The sequence below is a fragment of the Aristaeella lactis genome (assembly GCF_018118585.1).
Lineage (GTDB): Bacteria > Bacillota > Clostridia > Christensenellales > Aristaeellaceae > Aristaeella > Aristaeella lactis.
Genome location: NZ_CP069421.1, coordinates 792,418 through 813,080, shown reverse-complemented (window position 1 = coordinate 813,080; position 20,663 = coordinate 792,418). Strand labels below are relative to the sequence as shown.

The following is a 20,663-nucleotide window of genomic DNA, read 5'->3' as shown; positions in this document are numbered from 1 at the left end:
TATGCGTATCCGGTCTTGAGTGTTTTATACTTGCGATATTGATAATGAACGCAATTCTCGCAATACTTCCGAACCTTTATTCCTGCTCACTCCCTTCTGGTACAATTTCCCATTCAATATTCCTTTCAATACATTCCCGACATTCTTTATTGGAATAATAGGTGCATTTGAACGGAAGAAAGCATGTTTTGCCCTCTGCAAGCATAAAGATGATTTCGCTCTTTTCTTCTTCCGTACAGGTTATCTTCATGTTTAACTGCACCTCCCTCTGGAGCCGTGAATACCGTCATATTCTTCTGGTTAACACGCGTAGTACTGACGGTACTGCATCTTCGTGTTTTCCTTGTTCATCACGATATACTCCATGGTTGTCTCAATCTTTTCGTGTCCCAGGATCGCCGCGATTGTCTGGATCGGCATCCCCCGCTTTGCCATGTTCGTGGCCAGTGTCCGCCTAAACTTGTGCGGGTGAACATGATCCACTCCGCTCCGCTCTTCCAGCCGCTTCAGCATGTCCCGGATGCCGCCCGTCTGAAACCGTTCTCTTGTCCTTGTCACAAACAGGGCCGGACATACGTCCCTCCGCGTTGCCAGATAGTTTCTGATGTACATTGCGGTCACGTTGTCCAGGTAAACCGTCCTCTCCTTGTTTCCTTTACCGCGTACAACGCATTCCAAGCTGTCCAGATCCAACGCGCTGCGGTCAAGTCCTACCAGCTCCGCCACCCTGCACCCCGTAGATGCCAAGAATGAAATGATTGCCCTGTCAACCAGTCTCTTGCAGCCCTGCCGCATCTTCTCCATGTCAATGTCTGTGAAGACCTTCTTTTCTTCTTTGGCTACTTTGATACTGCCCAGGTTGATCACCGGATTTTTCTCTATCAATCCTTCCCTGAACAGCCACCCGAAGAAACTGCTGAACACCTCCCGGTGATGTGCCAGTGTGCTGTCCTTCAGTCCCCTCTCTTTTTGCTTTGCCAGATAACTCCGCAGGTGATGCACCGTTATCCTCCGCGCTGACACTTTCGCCTCTGCCATCATCTTGCTGATGATCAGCCTATAATGTGTGATCGTCTTCCTGCTCCGGCCCTGTACATCCATGGCCTGAAGGAAGCACTCCAGCATGTCATCCTGTTCTTCTTCAATGTTCATCTCCCTCATATCAAAGCCTTCCATCACATCCGCCATGATTGAAAGCACCTTTGACATCGTTTCTGCTGTCACTTCTGTACTGAGCTTCTTTTCTGCCATCCGTAGAAAGCTCGCCTTAGCTTCAATAGCCATAACTTTGCACTCCTCAAAGTTTTTCTTTTTCGGCTTTTCTCATGCATGTCCATGAACAGTAGTTCGTCACATGCGTGTCCTTTATGATCTTGTATGCCCAGTGTTCTCTGAATATGTATGTCTTTCCGCACATCGGGCATGTCTTTTCTTTCAGTTGCTTCTTCGCATCTGCCATTCTTTCACGCTCCGATCACTTTCGTCTGGTCAGCCACCTGATTAAACAGCACCATCACCCCGCCCACTTTCCTGGCGATCTCCGCGGCCCTTTCCTTGTCCCGCGTCTTCCATGCCTGATGACGGTACTGCGTCCACTTCGGCTTGTTCGTAAAGCACTCTTTTCCCTGTAGATACAGGTTGTTCTTCCGTATGATAATGAATGTCTGCTTCCTGATATCCATCATTCATCACCGCACAGCACTTTCAGTATGCGCGGGATCTGCTCCGTCAGCTCTTTCCAGCTCTTGTAGCTCATGCAGATCTTGTCCCCGCTGTTCCCCGTCCAGTAGATCAGCCCGTTCCGGCTGTCTGTGTTAAACTCGCCCAGGCTCGTCCTGATGGCCGTCACCTTGAAGTCGAAATCCGGCTTTTCTTCCACTGGAACCCCGGTAAACTCCGTCTTATTCTCCACCGTCCTGGCTGTGATTACCGGCTCCTCTTTCTTCTCTTCCGGCGGATTTTCTTTCACGTCCTCCGCCATTTCCTCCAGCGGTTTCTTTTCTTTCCGCTTACTCAGCGCATGCATCAGCTCCAGGCATTTGTTCGGATTCTCTTTTGCCAGAGTCTCCTTTATATAGTCCCATGCCGCGCTCGGATTCTTTGCTCCGCATTCCTTCAGGTATTTCAGAAAGTCCCCTCCGGCCAGCGCGATTTCTACTGCTTTCTCCTTCTGCTCCGCCGTCAGCTTGTTGTTCGGCATATCATCCTGTCCTTTCGGTTTATTTTTCTTCTGTTCTTCCTCTCTCAGGCACTTCCATGAGCAGAGATAGTCATATCCTCCGCCTTTTGCCTTCGGTTTTTTGTATGCCCACTGCTGCGGATAGAGAACATCAAACTTCTTTCCGCAGCACCGGCACGTTTTCTCAATCTCATATTCAGCCATGACCTTATGATCCTTTCAGGCTGTACTTCGCATACGTTGTTTTTTCCCCGTAGCGGTTCCGGCCCGTCTCCCTGTCATGCTGGATCTCCCAGCCCTCCGCCTCCAGGTCGCTGATCCTGGCCGCCAGCCGCATCACTCCCAAATCCTGCATTGCCTGCACTGGCGTAATGCTTCCGAAGTCATGCAGGTATTTCACGATCTTCATGCACTGTGTCAGCCGCTGTTCCTTTGCCGGAGGATCAAAAATGCTCATCTGTCTCGCTTCACTCATTCCAGGCACCTCCATGAAAGCTCTGTTCCCAACTGACGTTAGCGTTTGCCATCGGATAGCTTGTCTGCCATGTCGGCGGCTGGTTGCTCTCCTCCACCGCGTTCCACACCAGCCCGATCACGATCGCCAGTATGATCATGATCACAAAGATGATTTGCCCTTTTGTCTCTTTTTTGATATACTTACTCATGAAAGATTTCCTTTCTGCGCTTCATGCGCCGCCGTTGATGTGCCAGCATCAGCGGCTTTTTTGTTTTCCAGATAGATCAGGCCGTTTTCTTCTTCCCACTCTCTTTCCGTCTGCTTTTTCCCTCCCATGCAGATGATGATGACCATCATTCCGATGATTTCACCAACCACGCCACAGATCAGACCAACCCACCATGGAATCATCCTGCTTTCCCCTCCTTCCTCGCCTTCCATTCCTGGTATGCTTCCTCGTTTTCCGGTTTGCTATAAAATTCCCTCAATGCGGTTAATAGCATCCCACTCGTTTTCTGGTATTCCGGCCTGCTGGGCGATGTCTCCAGTATGATCGGCATCTCGTTCACGTATTCTCTCCCCCTCCCTTGTGCATTCATGATCCTCCCGGATGTATATCCCGTATTGGATGCAGAATATGCTGCCCTCCGAGAAGCGCTTCCCCTCCGCGCACTCTTTACACTTCATTGCAGTGATGCGGCCTGTATGCGTATTCCGGCCCGCCAGGTATTCCGTATGTCGCTTCCTCTTCAAAGTCAGCTTTCCGTCCTCTGATCTTTGACCCATCAATCCTGATGAATGTGTCACCCAGCTTGTCAGGCATCACCAGCAGCGTCTCCGCATCCACGATGATGCTCCTGTATACTCTTGCTCTTATCACGCCTATCGGCCTGCCGCACTTCCGGCACAGTCTGAATGTGTCCTTCATGTCTGCGTCCTCCGTTTCGGATAGTTGATGTATGCCACCGGCCTTGGCTGATTCACCCGCCTGTCATAGATCTCTTTGTGTCCGTCTGCGAAGCTCACCCGCACCCTGTCCGGATATTTGCTTTCAGGCCGGTCATAGTATGTGGCAGGCTCCGGCAGCGCTGCCGGCCTCCGCCGTCTGCGTCTCTCTGTCATGGCGTACCTCCGGCATCTTCAATAACCTGCTTTGCCATCTGGTAAAATTCCGTCAGCAGTTTGATTTTTAGCTCATACATTCTGTCCGGCTTCGCTCCGTTTTCCCGCTCGTCCCACAGATCCAGCAGCTTGTCCATCTGCTTCTCTGTGATAAAGCCATACCCGTAGGCTTCCTGTATTTCTTCTCTTTTTGCGTAATCTGCCAGTTTGTCCTCGCTTCTCGCTTTGGCTTTTCCCTGGCGCCTGTCTTCCTCTGCTATGACGTTCTGTGTCACTCTTTTGATGACTCCCATCCACCATGTTTGAAGCTGGATGGCTTCTTTTTTCGTGCTATTCATTTTCCATCCACCTCCGCCCACCATTCCTGATTAGCTTCTGGCGGAACGATGACGCCCATGTCTGAAGCATCCCATTTGATGCATTCAAAAATCCGTCCGTCCTGGCTCACCCTCTGGCCCACCGTGTAATTCACCTGCGGCCCATTCAATGTGTAAGTCCATTCCGGTACGGTCTTTTCTGTCCTGATCGGTGCCAGGACTGCCATGATAATCATGGCGATGATCAGAAACTTTTTCATGCAACAATTCCTCCATTCGTCTGCACTTTGTCGCTTGTCAGGCTACTTCATTTGCAAAAAAATATCTGGCAGGTTCTTCAATTTTAAGAAGCTTGATCATTTTATCAGCTTCATCAAGACCGAATTTTCCTGTCTTCATCTTGTCACAGAATGTCTTTGCAGTCATTCCAATTTCTTTGGCCACCTGCTGCTGTGTCATTCCGTTCTCTACTATCTTTGCCCGGATAAGATTCGCGTTGATCATTTTCCCACCTCTTTTCAGTTGTCGCTTCTCAAGCTACTGTGACTATATCACTATAATTGTATCCTGTCAAGCTACTTTTTATAATTTTATTTACTTTTTTGTAAACTCATAGTATTATCAAATTGAAGGAGATGATTTTATGAAGACCGCAGGCGAACGCATACGCGAGTTGCGGCTACAAAATAGAATGACTTTAGACGATGTTGCTCGTCAGCTCGGTGTAGGCCGTCAGGCAATCTATAAATATGAGCAAGGCACTGTCACAAACATTCCCCTTGAGAATCTTGAAAAAATGGCTGAAATGTTTAACACTACTCCCGGATATATTGCCGGTTGGGAAGATTCTAACAGAAACACCGTTTCATCCTCCGAATCTTCTCCTCAAACCGCAGAGGCCCGCATTGTCTCCGGCGCGATGGATAAACTTCCTCAGGAACAGCGTGAGCAGATTCTAAACGTTGTCCGGGCAATGTTAACCCAGCACCCTGAATTATTTGAATAAAGGAAGGTATAGATCTATGACCCCTGATTATGAACTCGCGGCCACAGCAGCCCTCCGTACTCTGTTATTTCACAATATAACCTCTGCCCCCGTTGTTCCTTTGCCTATTGTCAAATCAACTCCCGGTGTTCTGGCAATGCCTTTCTCTGATCTTGCCAACAATGCCGGAATAGAAAGGAACAAACTTGTTCCCATGTTTAGTGAGAACCAGGACGCTGTCACCTTTTTCGTCAACTTTGAAAAGGTGAAATATGTTGTTGCTTATAATCAGTATCTTCCTTTCGATTCCATCCGGCGCGGTCTGGCACGTGAGCTTGGTCACATCGTCCTGGGCCATGACGGCACCCGTCCGGCAGATGTTCGCCTTGATGAGGCGATGTGTTTTGCTCGTCATCTCATTTTCCCCCGGCCTCTTATCCACGCGATCCAGAATGCAGGATTTCCGCTGACTGTTGAAGTCCTCGGATCTATCACTGGCTGTTATGAGCGCTGTCTCGCCGGTTTGCAGAAAACACCTGCTGTTCATGTTCCTCCTGAACTCAACCGCGCACTGAAAGAACGCTTTTCTGATTTTATTCACAACTTTATTGATTTTCAATCTATGATTGCTCACGGTGATAATACCGCCGTTGCAGATTTTGGCTCTTTTATGGACGGATATAAAGAATAAGGAGTTATTGTTATGAGAAAGCTGTTTTGTCTACTTATAGTCTTTTTGTTCTGTTCCTCCGCCCTTGCTGACACCGTTTCTGTTTCTTCTCATTATTCGTTGTTTATTGATGCTTCTTCTGCTTCGGGCGGAAAAGGTAATTCTTTTGACTTCGATTCTTATTGTCTTGATATTTATTTTTTGAAAGACTCTCAAAAAGCATATGTAAACTCTATTACTTGCTTCTCCGGTGTTTTTACAAATTCCGGAACAATCCCTGTTACGATTGCTGAATCTAATAATGTTCTGTATTTTGTTTATGAAAACGGTAATTCTTTTACAGGCTATTTTGATAACGCCGGCGATCTGTGGATTGATCTTGATATGGGAACAGTCAGACTTCACTCTGTCCCCGTTTATTCTCCGCTTTATGATTTGATGGTGCAGCCATGAAAAAGCAGAAAACCCCTTCCTGCTCTCCGCGGACGGCTGTTGCTTATGCCCGGTATTCCTCCGCCGGCCAGCGGGATGTATCAATCGATCAGCAGCTCTCTGATATTCGTGCCTTTGCCCTCCGCGAAGGCTATACCATCGTGCATGAATATGCCGACCATGCTAAGTCCGGCTTTAAGGATACCGCCGCCCGCACATCCTTCCAGTCCATGATCGCCGCAGCGGAAACAGGATCATATGATACCATCATCGCCTGGAAGGTTGACAGGTTTGGACGCAACCGGGAGGACTCTGCCATTTATAAAGGCAAGCTCCGCCGGTTCGGTGTCCGTGTGCTTTATGCAATGGAGCCGATACCGGAAGGATCTGCCGGTGTTCTCCTGGAGGGAATGCTGGAGGCTACCGCCGAATGGTATTCCCGCCAGCTCTCTGAAAATGTCACCAGGGGCATGACTGACAATGCCATGAAATGCCTTTACAATGGTACAAAAGTCCTCGGATATACTCGCGGATCTGATGATAAATATGCCATTGATCCGGATGGCGCATCCATCGTCCGCTATATTTTTGATAAATACGCTTCCGGCGTTTCTGCGGTCCGGATCTGCGCGGACCTGAACTCTCGCGGTCTGAGCTCCTCCCGTGGAAAGCGCTGGAAGCCTGAAACCATTATCCGCGTCATCTCTAACGAGCGATATACCGGAACCTATATCTGGGGAGATATTCGCATACCTGACGGTATGCCCGCCATTGTCGACAATGTTCTTTTTGATGAGGCCCAGCGCATGAAACGAAAAACCGCCCGCCATGTCGACCAGGGCGCCGTTGATTACCTTCTCACTAGCAAAGCCTTCTGCGGTCACTGTGGCGCAGCTATGATCGGTGACTCCGGAACCTCAAAATCTGGCGCCCGTCACCTTTATTATTCCTGTCAGGCCCACAAGGCCCGCAAAGGCTGTGATAAAAAGTCCGTCCGGAAGGACTGGCTGGAGGATACCGTCATTGACTTTGTTCTCGATCACGTTCTTTCTGATGAACATATAGATCAGACCGCTGATGCCGTCCTTGCCCTTCAGCAGGAGGAAATGAAACATTCACCCCTTGCCGCCATGGAAGCGGAGCATGCTGAAACTTTGAAGAAGATCCGGAACATAAATGAAGCCATTGCCGCCGGCATCTGGAACTCCTCCACCTCCGCCATGCTTAAAGACCTTGAGGATAATGCTGAGTCCATCCGCGTGTCTATCGAAACTCTGAAGTATTCCCAGTCCCAGCTCCTGGATAAGGATCGTATCATTTTCTTCCTTCATCAGTTCACCCAGGGAGACAGATCTGATCCAGCCCTCTGCCGGCATATTATCGAAACCTTTATCAATGCTGTTTATCTTTATGATGATCATCTGAAGATCATCACCAATAACATAGAAGGCAATCAGCGCGTACCGCTTGAGGCCCTCCCTCCGTGTTCGGATAATAACAAAAATGGTGTACAGGAAAGCCGGAAGCGTAAAGTTTCCGGTTTTTTTATCTGTTCAGCTGTCTGTTTTAACAAAAAAACAGCTGCCATAAAGGCAGCTGCTCTTTTCATTCATGCTTATGCCTGGGCAGGAGCGCCTACCGGGCAGGTGTCAGCGCAAGCGCCGCATTCGATGCAGACTTCGGGATTGATTTCATACTTGCCGTCGCCTTCGCTGATGGCGGAAACGGGGCACTCAGCAGCACATGCACCGCAGCTGATGCATTCTTCGGAAATTTTGTAAGCCATTTGATTTACCTCCTCATTTTTGATCGCACATTCGTGTGATACTGAAATAATTATATCATCGTCATTTTGTGAAATCAATATCTCATTTATCCCTGTCAATAGCCTGCATGGCTTTCTGAAGCGCTTCCGCCCAGGAATTCTGATTGTTCGTTTCTTTACCTTTTGTATCGGTATCCCGGATGTTCATGTTTTTCGTTTCGGTGGATTCTGCCTTTTTGTTGGGATTTTCTCTTCTGACAGGCTGGCCGAGAACAGGTTTACGGTTCTTTTCCCTGTTTTTATCAGCCGGTATGTTGTTCTTCGTACGGACAGGAGCCAGCGCCGGCTTGCTTTCTGGAAGTTCTTCACTGTTTTCATTCATGTCAGAACGCTGTGCTTCCGGCTGCAGCCTGTTATCATCCTCCTGTATGTCCTCGCTGCAGGATTCCGTTTTAACCTCATTGGTTTCAGAATGCGTTTTGCCGTCCTGAATCCTTGTGATATTTTCCAGCGGATATTCCTTGATTTCACTTGTGTCTCCGTTCGTCATACGAACGAATACTGTTTCTTTGACAATATTAAGATCGGTAACTGTGCCCTTTCCGTCCGGTGTAATCACTTCCCTGCCGACTTTCGGCATCTTTTTACGGGTCATCTCATAATGCTCCTGCTCATATTTCAGGCAGCACATCAGACGACCGCAAACACCGCTGATTTTGGTCGGATTGAGGGAAAGGTTCTGTTCTTTTGCCATCTTGATCGAAACAGGCTGAAACTGATCAAGAAATGTTCCGCAGCAGATGGGACGTCCGCACGGTCCCAGCCCGCCAAGCATTTTTGCTTCATCCCTTACTCCGATCTGCCGCAGTTCAATGCGCATTTTAAAGATAGAGGCAAGATCCTTGACAAGCGATCTGAAGTCCACCCGTCCGTTTGCAGTAAAGAAAAAAAGGATTTTGCTGTTATCAAACGCGTATTCCACAGAAACAAGCTTCATTTCAAGCTTATGTTCGGCAATCTTCTTCTGGCAGATAGTAAATGCTTCTTTTTCTTTGGATCTGTTTTCCCTTCCGTGCTGTATATCCTGTTCCGTGGCAAGGCGGATCGCCTTTTTCAGGGGAGTATTCCAGCTTTCCTCATCTATATCACGCGCGCCCATGATGACTTCTCCCAGATCATACCCGCGTGCGGTATCGACAATGATATAATCTCCTGTTTTTGCTTCGATTCCGTTTGAATCAAAATAATACAGTTTTCCGTTTTTCTGAAACTGAACTCCAATTATTGTTGCCATAGTTCTCCTTCTCCTATAAATAGTAAAAGCAAACGTTCAATAACCGCCTGGAAATTTACGTTGAATTCACACTGCTGCCTTGCTGCCGATATACCGTCCTGCAGCAGCATGATTTTTTCCATATCAGCGGAAGCAGCAAAGGCCTGCCATTCTTCAGGAAACGTGTCAGGATAATCCTTTTTCTCCTTGTACAGGCGATATCGCAAAAGCTGATGAACATACTGTTCAAGAATCTCAAACAAAACCGGAGCCTCGGATTTTCTGTCTTTCCACGCTGCGGAAAAGCCGAGTACGCTGCTTCTGTTTCTGTTCCGGAAAAAAGCATTCATGATTTCTTCCCGTAGTTTCCAGTATTCATCATCCGCGGCAAGTCTGAACGCATTGCCGATGGATCCGCCTGATACGGAAGCCGCCTTCATGGCAGTTGCCGGATCAATTCCTGCATCTGTCAGCTGTTTGCTGATATAATCAGTCTCCCATGGAACCAGCCTGATCATACGGCATCTGCTTCTGACAGTAGTCAGTATTTGTTCAGCCCTGCCGGAGGTCAGGAGAAAGTAAGTATTCGCCGGAGGTTCCTCCAGTATTTTCAGGAGGCTGTTCTGGGCCTGTACAGTCATATTCTCCGCATCCGGGATAACAATAACCCGATTGCCGCCTTCATAGGCAAACCGGCTGCATTGCCTGATCATTTCCCGGATATCCTCAACCGGAATGGTGGATCGGCCCTTTGACGTTTCTGATGACAAAGGGATTCCTTTTTCAATGACAGTCAGGTCGGGATGTTCCCCGCTCGCAGCCAGTCTGCATCCTTCACAGCAGTCGCAGGGAATATCGTGATCATCCCGGCAAAGCAAAGCCCTTGCGATCAGAAAGGCAAGGGTTCTCTTCCCCGTTCCCGGTTCCCCGGTAATCATCAGGGCGTGTACAAGCCTGTGTTCTTTTATCTGCCGGTGAACAGACTGTATTTCTTCACCCTGATACAGATAATCGTCAAATGAAATCATTTTCATCCTGATTTATACTTTCAGAAACTGATCAACTGTCAGGACAAATACCGTGGCGCCTCCGACTGTTACTTCAATCGGATAGGAAGAATATTCACCATGGGATATACCGCCTGCCATGGATGAAGGCGCAGCTGATATCTGCTTTCTGCTTTTGCATACAGACTCTATTGTGCTGACAGCCTCATCTGTCCTGTTATCATCAACACCGAGAAGCAGTGTGGTATTCCCGGCTTTCAGGAAGCCTCCCGTTGTGGCAAGCTTGGTAACACCAAAGCCCTGCTGCATTAATACGGACAGGAGTTTTGAAGAATCTTCATCCTGAACAATTGCAATGATTAGCTTCATTGATCAATCATCCCTCCCGTATATATATTCAATATATTATACGTTACATTCCCTTGTAAATCAAGCATGTCAGGTATGCTGCCGGGGACCCGGAGTGTATTCCTCCGATATTCTTTACATCATGATTTATATGAGATAAACTGAATCTGTATGGGAGGGAGCTTTATGGAAAAGCTGTACAGCTGCCAGGCCAGCGCCGCCTTTGGTCTTGAAGGCCTGGTATCAAGGGAACTAAAACAGTCCGGTATTCAGGATGTCCGCACGGACAACGGCTGTGTCCGTTTTTCCGCAACAGCGGAGGAACTGTATCTGTGTAATCTTCGTATGCATTACAGCGACCGTTTATACATTGTTCTGGCATCCGGAATCTGTAAAAGTTTTGAGGATCTTTTCCAGCTGGTAGGATCTGTTAACTGGCCGTATTTCTTTTCCGGTAATGAATCCATTGATATTTCCTGCAAGTGCACGAGAAGTATCCTGATGAGCACAAGAGACTGCCAGTCCATCTCCAAAAAGTCAATCATTGAAAAAATCAAAAAAGAAACCGGACGGAAAGTGTTTCCTGAATCCGGTCCTTCCCTGTCTGTCCAGATTTCAATCAGAAATGATGAAGCAGCCGTTATGCTGAATGTATCAGGCGATGCTCTTTCACGCCGCGGATACCGCACATGGAACGGAGAAGCCCCGCTTCGTGAAACGCTGGCTGCCGCTCTTGTTTCGCTAAGCGGCTGGAAGCCCGGACAACCGCTGCATGACCCCTGCTGCGGAACAGGAACGATTCTTACAGAAGCCGCCCTGCTTGCTGAAGGAAGAGCTCCCGGAATAAACAGGCATTTTGCGATGGAGGATTATCTCTGCTTCTCCGGCGTCGATTTCAGGATAATCAGAGAGGAAGAACTTTCCAGGTCTGCACCGGATCGTGTACGTAACATCAGCGGATCGGATATCAATCCCGAGGCTCTTGAACTGGCACGCCGGCATATTCGTCAGGCTGGACTGAATGAAAGCATAATCCCCCTTGAACAAATCGCTCTTCAGGATCTTTCCGTTGATAAGGAAAACGGATATTTTATCTGTAATCCTCCCTACGGAGAAAGGCTCAGCGATCAGAAACAGTGCCGAGCCCTTTATCACGACCTGTTTCTCCTGAAGCAACGACATCCCACATGGAAATTATGCGCGATTTCTTCAGATCCGGCTTTTGAAAGAAGCTTCGGCCGCAGGGCTGACAGGAAACGCCGCCTGTATAACGGCCGTCTTGAATGTGTATATTACATCTATTACTGATTCAGGATATGGAATGCTGTTTTCTCCATAGCTTCATTCGTGGAATCATACCAGATTGATTCCATGATTTTATGCTCAGATGATACGGACGGACATTCAATCGGACAATAATTGTTTTTCCCCTCGGATACATTCCCTGACGGAATAATCGGAATAATCTTCAGCTTTAAACTGTCAGCATTCCTTTCATCAAATTCAAAAACTGCCTGAACCAGGATTCCATGTGCTGCTTTGGATATGGAGGATGTGCTCCCGTCCAGCAGACATCCTGTGCTGTATATCACAGGTACCTCCTGAATATACTCAATTCCCTGTACATGCACAGGCTGGTTTCCAATCACCAGATCCGCACCGGCCCTGACACATCTGTGTGCCATTGCCTCCTGCACAATGGAATGAGACAAGGCCTGATCTTCCTTCCGGCTTATCAGGAAAATAATTTTCTCACATTTTTGTTCTTTGAGTATACTGATCCTTTCATCAATAACGGAAGGATCAGCAATATATTCGCTTTCACTGCATCCCGCAAACCCAAACAGATGGCCTTTGATGGTAATGGTTTCCGGACTGTTCCGGTCCATGGATCCGGCGCAGCCGCTGATCACATTTTGGGTCTCCTTCAAAAATGCTTCATCGTTGGCAAACAGCCTGTCATCGGTCATTTGAACCAGGTCTATGGAGGCATTTTTCAGCAATTCACCGATTTCACCTGGTCCGTAATTGATATTGTTCCACTCTTCCCTGTCTTCAACGGCATTTCCCATATAACAGCCAAGGCTTACGCAGGTAAGATCATCCGATGCAAAATACCGCATCAGTCCGTCAAAGGGTTTAACATATCCTTCCGTTGTTATATACGAAGCAAAGCTGTCTTTCCGTGCATTCACCTTGCGGTTTCCGCCCGGAGTAAAGGATCCGCCGAAAGTGATTGTGACTGTGTCCTGATCTGCCGTAACCGATTCATCCTGATCGGTGCGGATCAGTGAATAATCCGGCTTCCCGTTTCCTCTTTTCAGCTTATTGATTGCCGCCTTTCTCTCATCCGGATCATCCAGTATCATCACACGCGTATGGTATGGAATGTTGGAATAAATCCAGTATGCATTCAGTCCGCCTTCTCCGGGTTCAGGTTGTATGCGGATACATGCATGGGAAGCTTTTGCGCCAAGGTAAGCCCTCCCCAGCGTGAAGTCCTTTTTCTGCTGTCCCCAGTCATAAGGTGTCTGATGAAGCAGGTTGCCGCCGTCATATTGAATGACATAATCATATTTTTTTCCGTTCGTCGAAAAATTAACCCTGTGATAGCCTGTCAGGAAGCAGCCCGCGGATGTTTCCTGGTAAAAGCTGTTTTTTTCAGCTCTTCCCGTGGAAACAAGCAATGTATCAACCGGTTTCCCCTGATGGAACACTGTCAGTGTCTGTGCTTTTTTATCGATCAGAATGGCATATTCACCCTGGGGATACTCCACCTTCAGTTTTTTCAGCGGAACCCAGCCTTCAACGTATTCTGCTTCCTCATGATTCCAGGCTCCTACCTGTGCCCAGTCGCCGTCAATACTGATCACTTTCAGCCCCTGCGTCTGTCCGTGAACCGTTCCGAGTGATCTGCTTTTACTGTCCGGCTCGCTGTATATATCCTGATGCTTAAAAAAATCGATATCAACAACGACAGACGGTTTCATCATCATTTCCCACAGCTCATCCGCCGTCGAGGACCTGTCAGGCATGATCTCTCCCGTAACAGCAACAACCGGTTGAGCAGGTTTTTCCTTTTGTATGTCAATTCTGAATTGTCTGATGTCATCCGGTCTGGATTTTTCGTATACGGAAACAGAATATGTACCTGTTTCCGGTACTTTCTTCCCTATGACCGAGTCGAATGTTTTCCTGTATATTTTTCCGCCTGTTACTGCCTGGCTGTATAAATATGAGCGGTTTTCATCCTCTTCAGACTGCAGCGATATGACAACGGTACCGTTTTTGACAGTCCTGTATTCAAGAAACCATTCATCAGCTGAATCAAGGTAAATACATTCAGAAGACGGCAGTACATATTGTATATATTGTCCTGCATACTCTATGGGCGACTGAAAGGATATTGTGTGTTCCTGACCGTTTTCGGTGATCAGTTCCGCAGTAACAGTATATGTTTTTTCATACAGTCTTTCTTTATTATATCCGCATCCGTCCCATTCAATGACGGTTTTGCCTTTGCCGATTGTTTGTGTGATGGTCCTGTATACACAGATATTGTCATGTATGCTGATGGTCAGTATGCCTTCCTGGTCAGAAATAACTTCAAACGAATTCATCTCGTATGGATGGATGTTTCCGATCCTTCTGACCTGGAACGATTCATCACAATAAGCGCTGTGATGGACAGCACAAAGAAGCATCATCACGATCAGCAGGAAAACTCCTGTCTGCAGCCTTTTTCCAGTCATACCCGATGCTCCTTTCTGTCTTTTTCATATTACTTCTTTCTTCTTTTCGCCGCAAGTTTTTCCTTTCTTCTTGACAAAGCGAATCCCCGGCTTTATAATTTCGATGTTTGTTCGCGGTCGTGGCGGAATCGGCATACGCGCACGTTTGAGGGGCGTGTCCGGCAACGGGTACGGGTTCAAGTCCCGTCGACCGCACCACAAAGGCCTGAGTTGTCTCAGGCCTTTTCTTTATCAAAAAAATCCGGCTTTTCACAGCCGGATTCTGATGTGGAGATGAGGGGAGTTGAACCCCTGTCCGAAAGTACTTCAGAAGGACTTTCTCCGAGCGCATTCCGTGGTTGATTTTCCCCTGGATGATGTCCGCGGAAAAACATTATTCAGAGTAGCTTCATGATTACGGATTCCGCTGCAAAGCTTAGGCGAAACTCGTTCCCTGCATTAATGACGCCGGGAACCTGATCTGCAGGCGGTCAGGGCCGACGCGCGGCATTAAGCCGCGAAAGCGTAATTGCTATTGTCAGTTATTGTTTTTCCCCGTTGATACGCAGTACAGGGTCTGCGGCTCGCTTATCCTACCTCTGTTACCCCCGTCGAAACCGGATCATCCCCGGGTAAATACAGGGTGACAACAACAATTATCTTTGTCTTTCCTTCAGCGCGCGCTGAATTTCACGCTGCGCGTCTTTCCGGGCCATGCTGTCTCGCTTGTCATGCAGCTGTTTGCCCTTGCACAATCCAAGCTGCACTTTCACACGTCCGTTGCTCAGATAGACTTCAAGCGGAATCAGCGTAAATCCCTGACGCATAACCTGGCTGTCAAGCTTACGGATCTCCCGGCGGTGCAGCAGCAGCTTCCTGGGGCGCAGGGGATCGCGATTGTAAATATTCCCCTGCTCATACGGGCTGATATGCATTCCTTCAACCCATATCTCTCCCTTTCGGATCTGTGCCCAGCTTTCCTTCAGGTTTATCCTGCCCTGCCGGATGCTTTTGACTTCCGTTCCGAAAAGCGCTATGCCGCATTCAAGTTTCTCCTCAACAAAATAGTCATGAAAAGCTTTGCGGTTCTGGGCGATCATTTTAATTCCCTGCTGATGCGGCATTTCCATATCCTCCCCGCAAAAGTATAACACGTACAGATTCCCTTTTCAATCGTCGGTTTGTCTGTTATAATCTCGCAAAAGGAGTGATTGATTTGAAAGACCTTCATGAGATTGCGGCAAGCGCAAGAAACGGATTTTATCAGATTTCCGTATCTGAATCCGATAAAAGAAACGCGGTTCTGAAATCCCTCGCGCGCCTCCTTACAGAAAATAAAGACAGCATTTTTGCGGCAAACCAGGCAGACAGGGATGCCGCAGAAGCGGAGAACCTTTCGTCTCCGCTTCTGCATCGCCTGACCTTTGGCGAGGAAAAGCTCAGCCAGGTAATCTCGGGCCTTTATGCCCTTGTGGATCTCCCGGATCCGATCAGTAACACTTTGGCCGCAACCGAAATAACAGAAGGACTTAAGCTTTATCGTGTTTCCTGTCCTATCGGTGTAATCGGAGTTATTTTTGAAAGCCGTCCTGATGCGCTTATTCAGATTTCATCCCTGTGTATTAAAAGCGGAAATGCTGTCCTGCTGAAAGGCGGACGTGAAGCGATCCATACTAATCAGGTTCTCTGCGGCCTTGTTCGCAGCGCGCTGGAGGAAAACGGTTTCTCTCCCGATACCGCCCAGCTTCTGGAAACACGTGAGGATGTCGCTCAAATGCTGAAGGAGGATACGCTGATTGACCTGATCATCCCCCGCGGAAGCAACAGCTTTGTCCGGTATATTATGGATAACAGCCGTATCCCTGTACTTGGCCATTCTGACGGAATCTGTCACGTATATGTGGATCGCGACGCTGATCCTGAAATGGCCTGCAAAATCGTTACCGACAGCAAAACACAGTATGTTTCTGTCTGTAACGCCGCTGAAACCCTTCTGGTTCACAGGGATATCGCGGCCCGCTTTCTTCCCGAAGTATACCGTTCCCTTCGGAATAAAAATGTTGAAATCCGCGGCGACGAAGAAGTGCGGAAACTGATTGACTGCGTACAGGCTACTGATGCTGACTGGTCTACAGAATACCTTGATTATATTATTTCCGTAAAAATCGTTTCCTCTCTGGAGGAAGCCGTTGCGCATATAAACCGTTTCGGTTCACATCACACCGATTGCATCGTTTCGGAGAATGCTTCGGCCGCATCTGCTTTTATGAATACTGTTGACAGCGCTGGCGTTTACTGGAATGTTTCCACCCGTTTTGCCGATGGCTTTGTCTATGGTCTCGGTGCCGAAGTCGGCATTGCCACCGGCAAGCTGCACGCAAGAGGGCCTATGGGTCTGGAGGGACTGACCACCTACAAATATAAACTGATAGGTTCTGGGCAGACTATGGAAGAGATGAAAACAGGGAAAAGGCATTATACCCATGTTCCCCTGCATGAAAATTGTCCCCTTTGATGAATGAAAGGAAGAATTGCATGCGTCTTCAGAAATATCTGGCTTCCTGCGGCGTTGCTTCCCGGAGAAGCGCTGAAAAAATGATTCTGGACGGCCGTATTACCGTTAACGGCGAAGTGGTGAACATTCTCGGCACACAGGTGGATGAGCAGGCTGATACGGTTCAGGTAGACGGAGTTACAGTATCCCCTGAAACGGAAAAGCATTATATCGCTTACAACAAGCCTGTCGGTGAAGTGACGACTGTATCCGATCCCGAAGGCCGGGCCACTGTCATGGATCGATTCAGGGATTATCCTGTGAGGCTTTTTCCTGTCGGCCGCCTGGACTATGACAGTGAAGGCCTGCTTCTTCTTACAAACGATGGAGATTTAATGAATCAGCTTCTTCATCCCAGTTTTGAAATCAAAAAATCCTATCTCACCAGGGTTTCCAATATTGTTACCGAAGATGAGATCCGTCTTCTGCGCAAAGGCGTTATGATAGACGGAAAACTGACGTCTCCCGCTGAAGTCAGGCTGATCCGCCATGACGCTTTTTCAACAGAACTGCTGATTACAATCCATGAGGGCCGGAACCGGCAGGTTCGTAAAATGATCGATGCCATCGGGCATCAGGTTGTCCGCCTGAAAAGGGTACGTTTTGGCCCTGTCAGCCTGGGCGATCTTCCTTCCGGTATGTGGCGCAAACTGACAGATGATGAGATTCGTAAACTGAGACCTTGACAAAACCTGAAATGACGCTATAATGTACCGATGTGAGCATTCGCTGACCCGGAGAGTTGGCTGAGTGGTCTAAGGCGCACGACTGGAAATCGTGTGTGGGGTGATACCTCACCCAGGGTTCAAATCCCTGACTCTCCGCCAAACAGTGCAGACTTGTCTGCACTGTTTTTGTTTCCGACTTTGTCATTTTCCACAGAACATGAAACCACTTTTCATGTGTTCTGAAAAATGATAAAATAAAATGATTTTTATGAGGAGGAAATGTCATGAGAATCATTGTGATCGGTGCAGGCAAAGTAGGTTATACCCTCGCGGAGCACCTCATTGCAGAAGAACACGATGTGATCATCATCGATAAGGATGATGACGTGATAGAAAGATGCAGCGGTTCCCTGGATGCACTCTGCATCCGCGGAAACGGAGCCAACGCTAAAATCCTGCTGGAGGCAGGAGTCGATAAGGCCAATATTGTGATTGCTTCAACGGAAAGCGATGAAACAAACATGCTGGCCTGCCTGATCTCCAAACGACTGGGTGCCGGCTATACCATCGCCAGAATACGTGATCCTGAGTTTAACGAAAGCCAGATGCTGCTCCAGAATGAACTTGGTATCGATGTGGCAATTAACCCTGAACGGGCAACCGCGCTCGAAATAAGCCGCCTGCTTCGTTATCCTTTCGCGGGAAGCATTGAATCTTTTGCCAAGGGCCTGGTTGAAATGGTGGAATTCCGTGCCCAGGAAGAAGATTGTTTCATTGGAATCCCGATGCGGGATCTGGCCGGAAAACTTCCCCGTCTGCCCCGTATTCTGTATGCCATGGTTGAAAGGAATAATACGGTCACAATTCCCGGCGGTGATTTTACCATTCTTCCCGGCGACAAGGTTTTCGTGTCGGGCGATATGATCACGATTACGGAGTATTTTCGTTTTCTTGGCAGAAACAAACATAAAGTACGCAGCGTCATGCTGCTGGGCGGAGGCAGAATTTCCTATTACCTCAGCAAGCTGATCGTTCCCATGGGAATCCATGTGACTCTTTTTGAAATTGATCCTGTCAAAGCGCGTGCCCTGAGTGAACAGCTCCCCAAAGTGGACGTGATCGAGGGAGATGGTACGGACCAGGATCTTCTGGAGGAACAGGGTCTTTCACAGATGGATGCTTTTGTTTCCTTAAGCAACAGGGATGAGGAAAACCTGATCTGCGGTATGCACGCTTCCCGGTGCGGAGTTCCCAAAGTCATCGCTAAAAACAGCCGCATGGCTTATCAGGAAATCCTGAACGACCTGGGACTCGATTCCGTTATCAGTCCGCAGTTTATTACCAGTTCCACCATTCTTCGTTATGTCAGAGCAAGGGAAAACAGCAACGGTACCAAAATTGAAAGACTTTACCGTCTTGTCGGCGGAAAGGCTGAAGCGATTGAATTCATTGCCCGCAAAGGTGATTCCTATATAGGCATTCCGTTAAAGGATCTGACCATGAAAAAGGGATCCCTGGTTTCGATTATTGTTCATCAGGGAAAAATCATTGTGCCTTTCGGTAATGACCACATTGAGGAAAATGACCACGTTGTAATCATTTCCGTTGAATCTGGTATTTCCGATCTGAATGAGGTGCTCTACAAATGAACCGGAAACTGATTATCCGAATGCTGGGTGCACTGCTTCTGATTGAAGCTGCTGCCATGGCACCTTCTCTTGTCGTTTCCCTGATATATGGAGAAGGAGACGCCGCTGCCATTCTGTACAGCATCATCATCAACCTTCTGGCCGGTTCAGGCATGTGTTTTATTCCCAAAAAGGATCAGAATTCCCATCTGCGGCTGAAAGAAGGATTTATCATCACAGCGCTCGGCTGGATTCTTCTTGGCATTTTCGGTTCTGTTCCCTTCATTACTTTCAGAAACGCTTCCGCGTTTTGAAGACGCGTTTTTCGAAACGGTTTCCGGCCTGACTACGACAGGTGCAAGTGTTTTTACGCAGGAAACGTTTGATCATGCCAAACGAGGCATTGTTTTCTGGCGCGCAACAACACACTGGATCGGCGGTATGGGCGTCCTTGTTCTCACACTGGCTCTTCTGCCCAAGCTGACGGGCCGTACAGCGCATCTGGTAAAAGCCGAAAGTCCCGGACCTTCCCTGAGCAAACTTGTGCCCAAAACAGGCGCCACTGCCAAGATCCTTTATAAAATTTACATTCTTCTTTCACTGTTTGAATTTGTTACGCTGCTGATCTGCGGCATGTCTCCTTATGATTCCGCTGTCCATACCATGGCCACCGCGGGCACCGGCGGATTCAGCCGTTACGGGGACAGTATTGCGCATTACAACAGTGTTCCCATTGAAATAGCCATCACCATTTTCATGTTCATGTTTGGCGTGAACTTCGCACTGTATTACAAATTCCTGATTGGTGACAGGTTTAAGGCTTTTTTCCATGACGAGGAATTCCGCTGGTATTTTATTTTTGCCTTTGGTTTTATCCTGCTTATTACCGTCCTGAATCTGGGTCACTATAACGGGGATTTCCTTACCTCCCTGCGGTACGGATCTTTCCAGGTCAGTTCAATCATGTCGACCACAGGATTTGTTACCTATGACTTTAATCTGTGGCCGGCGGCCTCTCATATCATTATTGTCATTGCCATGCTGATCGGATCCTGCGCTGGTTCAACCGCAGGCGGCATCAAAGTAATCAGAATCATCGTCCTGTGCAAACTGTCCCGCAGGAATGTCCGTGCCACTGGACAGCCTAAAAAGATGGATGTTATCCGCATTGACGGAAAATCTGTGGATGAGCATATGCTTTCCCAGATTGCTCAGTTTGCGTTCATGTACATTGCGCTGATCCTGGTAGGCGGGTTTATTATGTCATTGGGAAGCAGTTATGATCTGACAACAAATCTTTCTGCTTCCCTGACTTGTGTGAGCAATGTCGGGCCGGGTCTGGGTGCAGTAGGCCCGGTTGAGAATTATGCGGGTTTCACTGTTCATGCCAAGCTTACCGCTTCATTCCTGATGCTTTTCGGCAGGCTGGAACTGCTTCCTCTGTTTATTCTCTTTACCCGTTCCGCCTGGCATAAATATTGATTTACCCGGTCGGTTTATCTCATTTTTCACTTTTCGGTAGGTTGT

The 20,663-nt window shown here is 48.0% G+C and carries 26 protein-coding genes, 2 tRNA genes, 1 other RNA gene and 2 pseudogenes; 12 read left to right on the top strand and 19 right to left on the bottom strand.

The genetic code is table 11. The features are described 5' to 3' along the window. Positions 1-300: 300 nt before the first annotated feature. The 12 genes from JYE50_RS03860 to JYE50_RS03805 all read right to left on the bottom strand — a co-directional run bounded on the left by JYE50_RS03860 (position 301) and on the right by JYE50_RS03805 (position 4,579). Positions 301-1,284, bottom strand: coding sequence for a tyrosine-type recombinase/integrase (locus JYE50_RS03860; RefSeq protein ID WP_084094567.1), 984 nt, complete (start codon positions 1,282-1,284; stop codon positions 301-303). A gap of 13 nt (positions 1,285-1,297) precedes the next feature. Continuing rightward, a complete protein-coding gene (locus JYE50_RS03855) occupies positions 1,298-1,459 on the bottom strand; it encodes a DUF2256 domain-containing protein (RefSeq protein WP_143763500.1) in 162 nt (53 codons plus the stop codon). Positions 1,460-1,463: 4 nt separating this feature from the next. Next, the gene (locus JYE50_RS03850; RefSeq protein ID WP_143763498.1) at positions 1,464-1,682 is read right to left on the bottom strand and encodes a hypothetical protein; all 219 of its coding nucleotides are present in this window, start codon (positions 1,680-1,682) and stop codon (positions 1,464-1,466) included. Next, complete coding sequence (locus JYE50_RS03845) at positions 1,682-2,383, bottom strand: hypothetical protein (protein WP_084094565.1); 702 nt, start codon at positions 2,381-2,383, stop codon at positions 1,682-1,684. Before JYE50_RS03845 ends, JYE50_RS03850 begins: the two co-directional genes overlap by 1 nt. Before the next feature lie 4 nt (positions 2,384-2,387). Continuing rightward, the gene (locus tag JYE50_RS03840) at positions 2,388-2,654 is read right to left on the bottom strand and encodes a helix-turn-helix domain-containing protein (protein ID WP_179138197.1); all 267 of its coding nucleotides are present in this window, start codon (positions 2,652-2,654) and stop codon (positions 2,388-2,390) included. Continuing rightward, positions 2,647-2,844: a hypothetical protein gene (locus JYE50_RS03835; RefSeq protein ID WP_084094563.1), complete on the bottom strand. Its 198-nt coding sequence runs from the start codon at positions 2,842-2,844 to the stop codon at positions 2,647-2,649. The genes JYE50_RS03840 and JYE50_RS03835 overlap by 8 nt, the downstream gene beginning before the upstream one ends. After that, on the bottom strand, positions 2,841-3,077 hold the full coding sequence (locus tag JYE50_RS03830; RefSeq protein WP_143763496.1) for a hypothetical protein: 237 nt from the start codon (positions 3,075-3,077) through the stop codon (positions 2,841-2,843). The genes JYE50_RS03835 and JYE50_RS03830 overlap by 4 nt, the downstream gene beginning before the upstream one ends. A 235-nt stretch (positions 3,078-3,312) precedes the next feature. Beyond that, positions 3,313-3,564, bottom strand: coding sequence for a hypothetical protein (locus tag JYE50_RS03825; RefSeq protein WP_084094560.1), 252 nt, complete (start codon positions 3,562-3,564; stop codon positions 3,313-3,315). Beyond that, complete coding sequence (locus tag JYE50_RS03820) at positions 3,561-3,758, bottom strand: hypothetical protein (RefSeq protein WP_084094559.1); 198 nt, start codon at positions 3,756-3,758, stop codon at positions 3,561-3,563. The genes JYE50_RS03825 and JYE50_RS03820 overlap by 4 nt, the downstream gene beginning before the upstream one ends. Then, complete coding sequence (locus JYE50_RS03815) at positions 3,755-4,096, bottom strand: hypothetical protein (protein WP_304588198.1); 342 nt, start codon at positions 4,094-4,096, stop codon at positions 3,755-3,757. Before JYE50_RS03815 ends, JYE50_RS03820 begins: the two co-directional genes overlap by 4 nt. Next, positions 4,093-4,335 carry a hypothetical protein gene (locus JYE50_RS03810; RefSeq protein ID WP_084094557.1) on the bottom strand — a complete coding sequence of 81 codons (243 nt, stop codon included), beginning with the start codon at positions 4,333-4,335 and terminating at the stop codon, positions 4,093-4,095. The genes JYE50_RS03815 and JYE50_RS03810 overlap by 4 nt, the downstream gene beginning before the upstream one ends. A gap of 37 nt (positions 4,336-4,372) precedes the next feature. Next, positions 4,373-4,579 (bottom strand): hypothetical protein, encoded by a 207-nt coding sequence (locus tag JYE50_RS03805; protein WP_084094556.1) that lies wholly within the window; start codon positions 4,577-4,579, stop codon positions 4,373-4,375. A 139-nt stretch (positions 4,580-4,718) separates the two neighbouring features. Here JYE50_RS03805 and JYE50_RS03800 point away from each other — a divergent pair, with 139 nt between their 5' ends. The 4 genes and pseudogenes from JYE50_RS03800 to JYE50_RS03785 all read left to right on the top strand — a co-directional run. Beyond that, the gene (locus tag JYE50_RS03800; protein ID WP_084094555.1) at positions 4,719-5,081 is read left to right on the top strand and encodes a helix-turn-helix domain-containing protein; all 363 of its coding nucleotides are present in this window, start codon (positions 4,719-4,721) and stop codon (positions 5,079-5,081) included. Between the two features lie 16 nt (positions 5,082-5,097). Further along, positions 5,098-5,751: an ImmA/IrrE family metallo-endopeptidase gene (locus JYE50_RS03795; protein WP_084094554.1), complete on the top strand. Its 654-nt coding sequence runs from the start codon at positions 5,098-5,100 to the stop codon at positions 5,749-5,751. 12 nt (positions 5,752-5,763) lie between these two features. Further along, the gene (locus JYE50_RS03790; RefSeq protein WP_143763494.1) at positions 5,764-6,183 is read left to right on the top strand and encodes a hypothetical protein; all 420 of its coding nucleotides are present in this window, start codon (positions 5,764-5,766) and stop codon (positions 6,181-6,183) included. Continuing rightward, positions 6,180-7,184, top strand: a pseudogene (locus JYE50_RS03785) (recombinase family protein); the annotation flags it as partial. The gene JYE50_RS03790 and the pseudogene JYE50_RS03785, both read left to right, overlap by 4 nt. A gap of 593 nt (positions 7,185-7,777) precedes the next feature. Here the strand turns inward: JYE50_RS03785 and fdxA are convergent. From fdxA to JYE50_RS03765, 4 genes and pseudogenes are all read right to left on the bottom strand, one after another. Beyond that, positions 7,778-7,948 carry a 4Fe-4S ferredoxin gene (gene fdxA / locus JYE50_RS03780; protein WP_283399142.1) on the bottom strand — a complete coding sequence of 57 codons (171 nt, stop codon included), beginning with the start codon at positions 7,946-7,948 and terminating at the stop codon, positions 7,778-7,780. 361 nt (positions 7,949-8,309) lie between these two features. After that, positions 8,310-9,221, bottom strand: a pseudogene (locus JYE50_RS03775) (PSP1 domain-containing protein); the annotation flags it as partial. Then, a complete protein-coding gene (holB, locus tag JYE50_RS03770; protein WP_283399159.1) occupies positions 9,209-10,228 on the bottom strand; it encodes a DNA polymerase III subunit delta' in 1,020 nt (339 codons plus the stop codon). The gene holB and the pseudogene JYE50_RS03775, both read right to left, overlap by 13 nt. Before the next feature lie 12 nt (positions 10,229-10,240). Next, positions 10,241-10,576 (bottom strand): cyclic-di-AMP receptor, encoded by a 336-nt coding sequence (locus JYE50_RS03765; RefSeq protein ID WP_084094550.1) that lies wholly within the window; start codon positions 10,574-10,576, stop codon positions 10,241-10,243. A gap of 165 nt (positions 10,577-10,741) precedes the next feature. On the opposite strand from JYE50_RS03765, the gene JYE50_RS03760 reads away from it, so the two are divergent. Then, positions 10,742-11,863 (top strand): THUMP domain-containing class I SAM-dependent RNA methyltransferase, encoded by a 1,122-nt coding sequence (locus JYE50_RS03760; protein ID WP_179138196.1) that lies wholly within the window; start codon positions 10,742-10,744, stop codon positions 11,861-11,863. On the opposite strand, the gene JYE50_RS03755 is transcribed toward JYE50_RS03760, so the two are convergent. After that, positions 11,857-13,590: a CapA family protein gene (locus tag JYE50_RS03755; protein ID WP_179138195.1), complete on the bottom strand. Its 1,734-nt coding sequence runs from the start codon at positions 13,588-13,590 to the stop codon at positions 11,857-11,859. The genes JYE50_RS03760 and JYE50_RS03755 overlap by 7 nt on opposite strands. A gap of 830 nt (positions 13,591-14,420) precedes the next feature. On the opposite strand from JYE50_RS03755, the gene JYE50_RS03750 reads away from it, so the two are divergent. After that, a tRNA-Leu gene (locus JYE50_RS03750) sits at positions 14,421-14,505 on the top strand. 67 nt (positions 14,506-14,572) lie between these two features. Here JYE50_RS03750 and ssrA read toward each other — a convergent pair. Continuing rightward, positions 14,573-14,916, bottom strand: a transfer-messenger RNA (tmRNA) gene (ssrA, locus tag JYE50_RS03745). Between the two features lie 26 nt (positions 14,917-14,942). Further along, entirely contained in the window at positions 14,943-15,410 is a 468-nt protein-coding gene (gene smpB / locus JYE50_RS03740; protein ID WP_084094547.1) for an SsrA-binding protein SmpB, read from the bottom strand. Between the two features lie 92 nt (positions 15,411-15,502). On the opposite strand from smpB, the gene JYE50_RS03735 reads away from it, so the two are divergent. From JYE50_RS03735 to JYE50_RS03710, 6 genes are all read left to right on the top strand, one after another. Further along, positions 15,503-16,801 carry a glutamate-5-semialdehyde dehydrogenase gene (locus JYE50_RS03735; protein ID WP_084094546.1) on the top strand — a complete coding sequence of 433 codons (1,299 nt, stop codon included), beginning with the start codon at positions 15,503-15,505 and terminating at the stop codon, positions 16,799-16,801. A gap of 20 nt (positions 16,802-16,821) precedes the next feature. Then, positions 16,822-17,526: a pseudouridine synthase gene (locus JYE50_RS03730; RefSeq protein WP_143763492.1), complete on the top strand. Its 705-nt coding sequence runs from the start codon at positions 16,822-16,824 to the stop codon at positions 17,524-17,526. A 50-nt stretch (positions 17,527-17,576) separates the two neighbouring features. Continuing rightward, positions 17,577-17,667, top strand: a tRNA-Ser gene (locus JYE50_RS03725). A 125-nt stretch (positions 17,668-17,792) separates the two neighbouring features. Continuing rightward, positions 17,793-19,157 carry a Trk system potassium transporter TrkA gene (gene trkA, locus JYE50_RS03720; RefSeq protein WP_084094544.1) on the top strand — a complete coding sequence of 455 codons (1,365 nt, stop codon included), beginning with the start codon at positions 17,793-17,795 and terminating at the stop codon, positions 19,155-19,157. Next, positions 19,154-19,450, top strand: coding sequence for a hypothetical protein (locus tag JYE50_RS03715; protein WP_084094543.1), 297 nt, complete (start codon positions 19,154-19,156; stop codon positions 19,448-19,450). The genes trkA and JYE50_RS03715 overlap by 4 nt, the downstream gene beginning before the upstream one ends. Further along, on the top strand, positions 19,395-20,618 hold the full coding sequence (locus JYE50_RS03710) for a TrkH family potassium uptake protein (protein WP_084094542.1): 1,224 nt from the start codon (positions 19,395-19,397) through the stop codon (positions 20,616-20,618). Before JYE50_RS03715 ends, JYE50_RS03710 begins: the two co-directional genes overlap by 56 nt. Positions 20,619-20,663 lie beyond the last annotated feature (45 nt).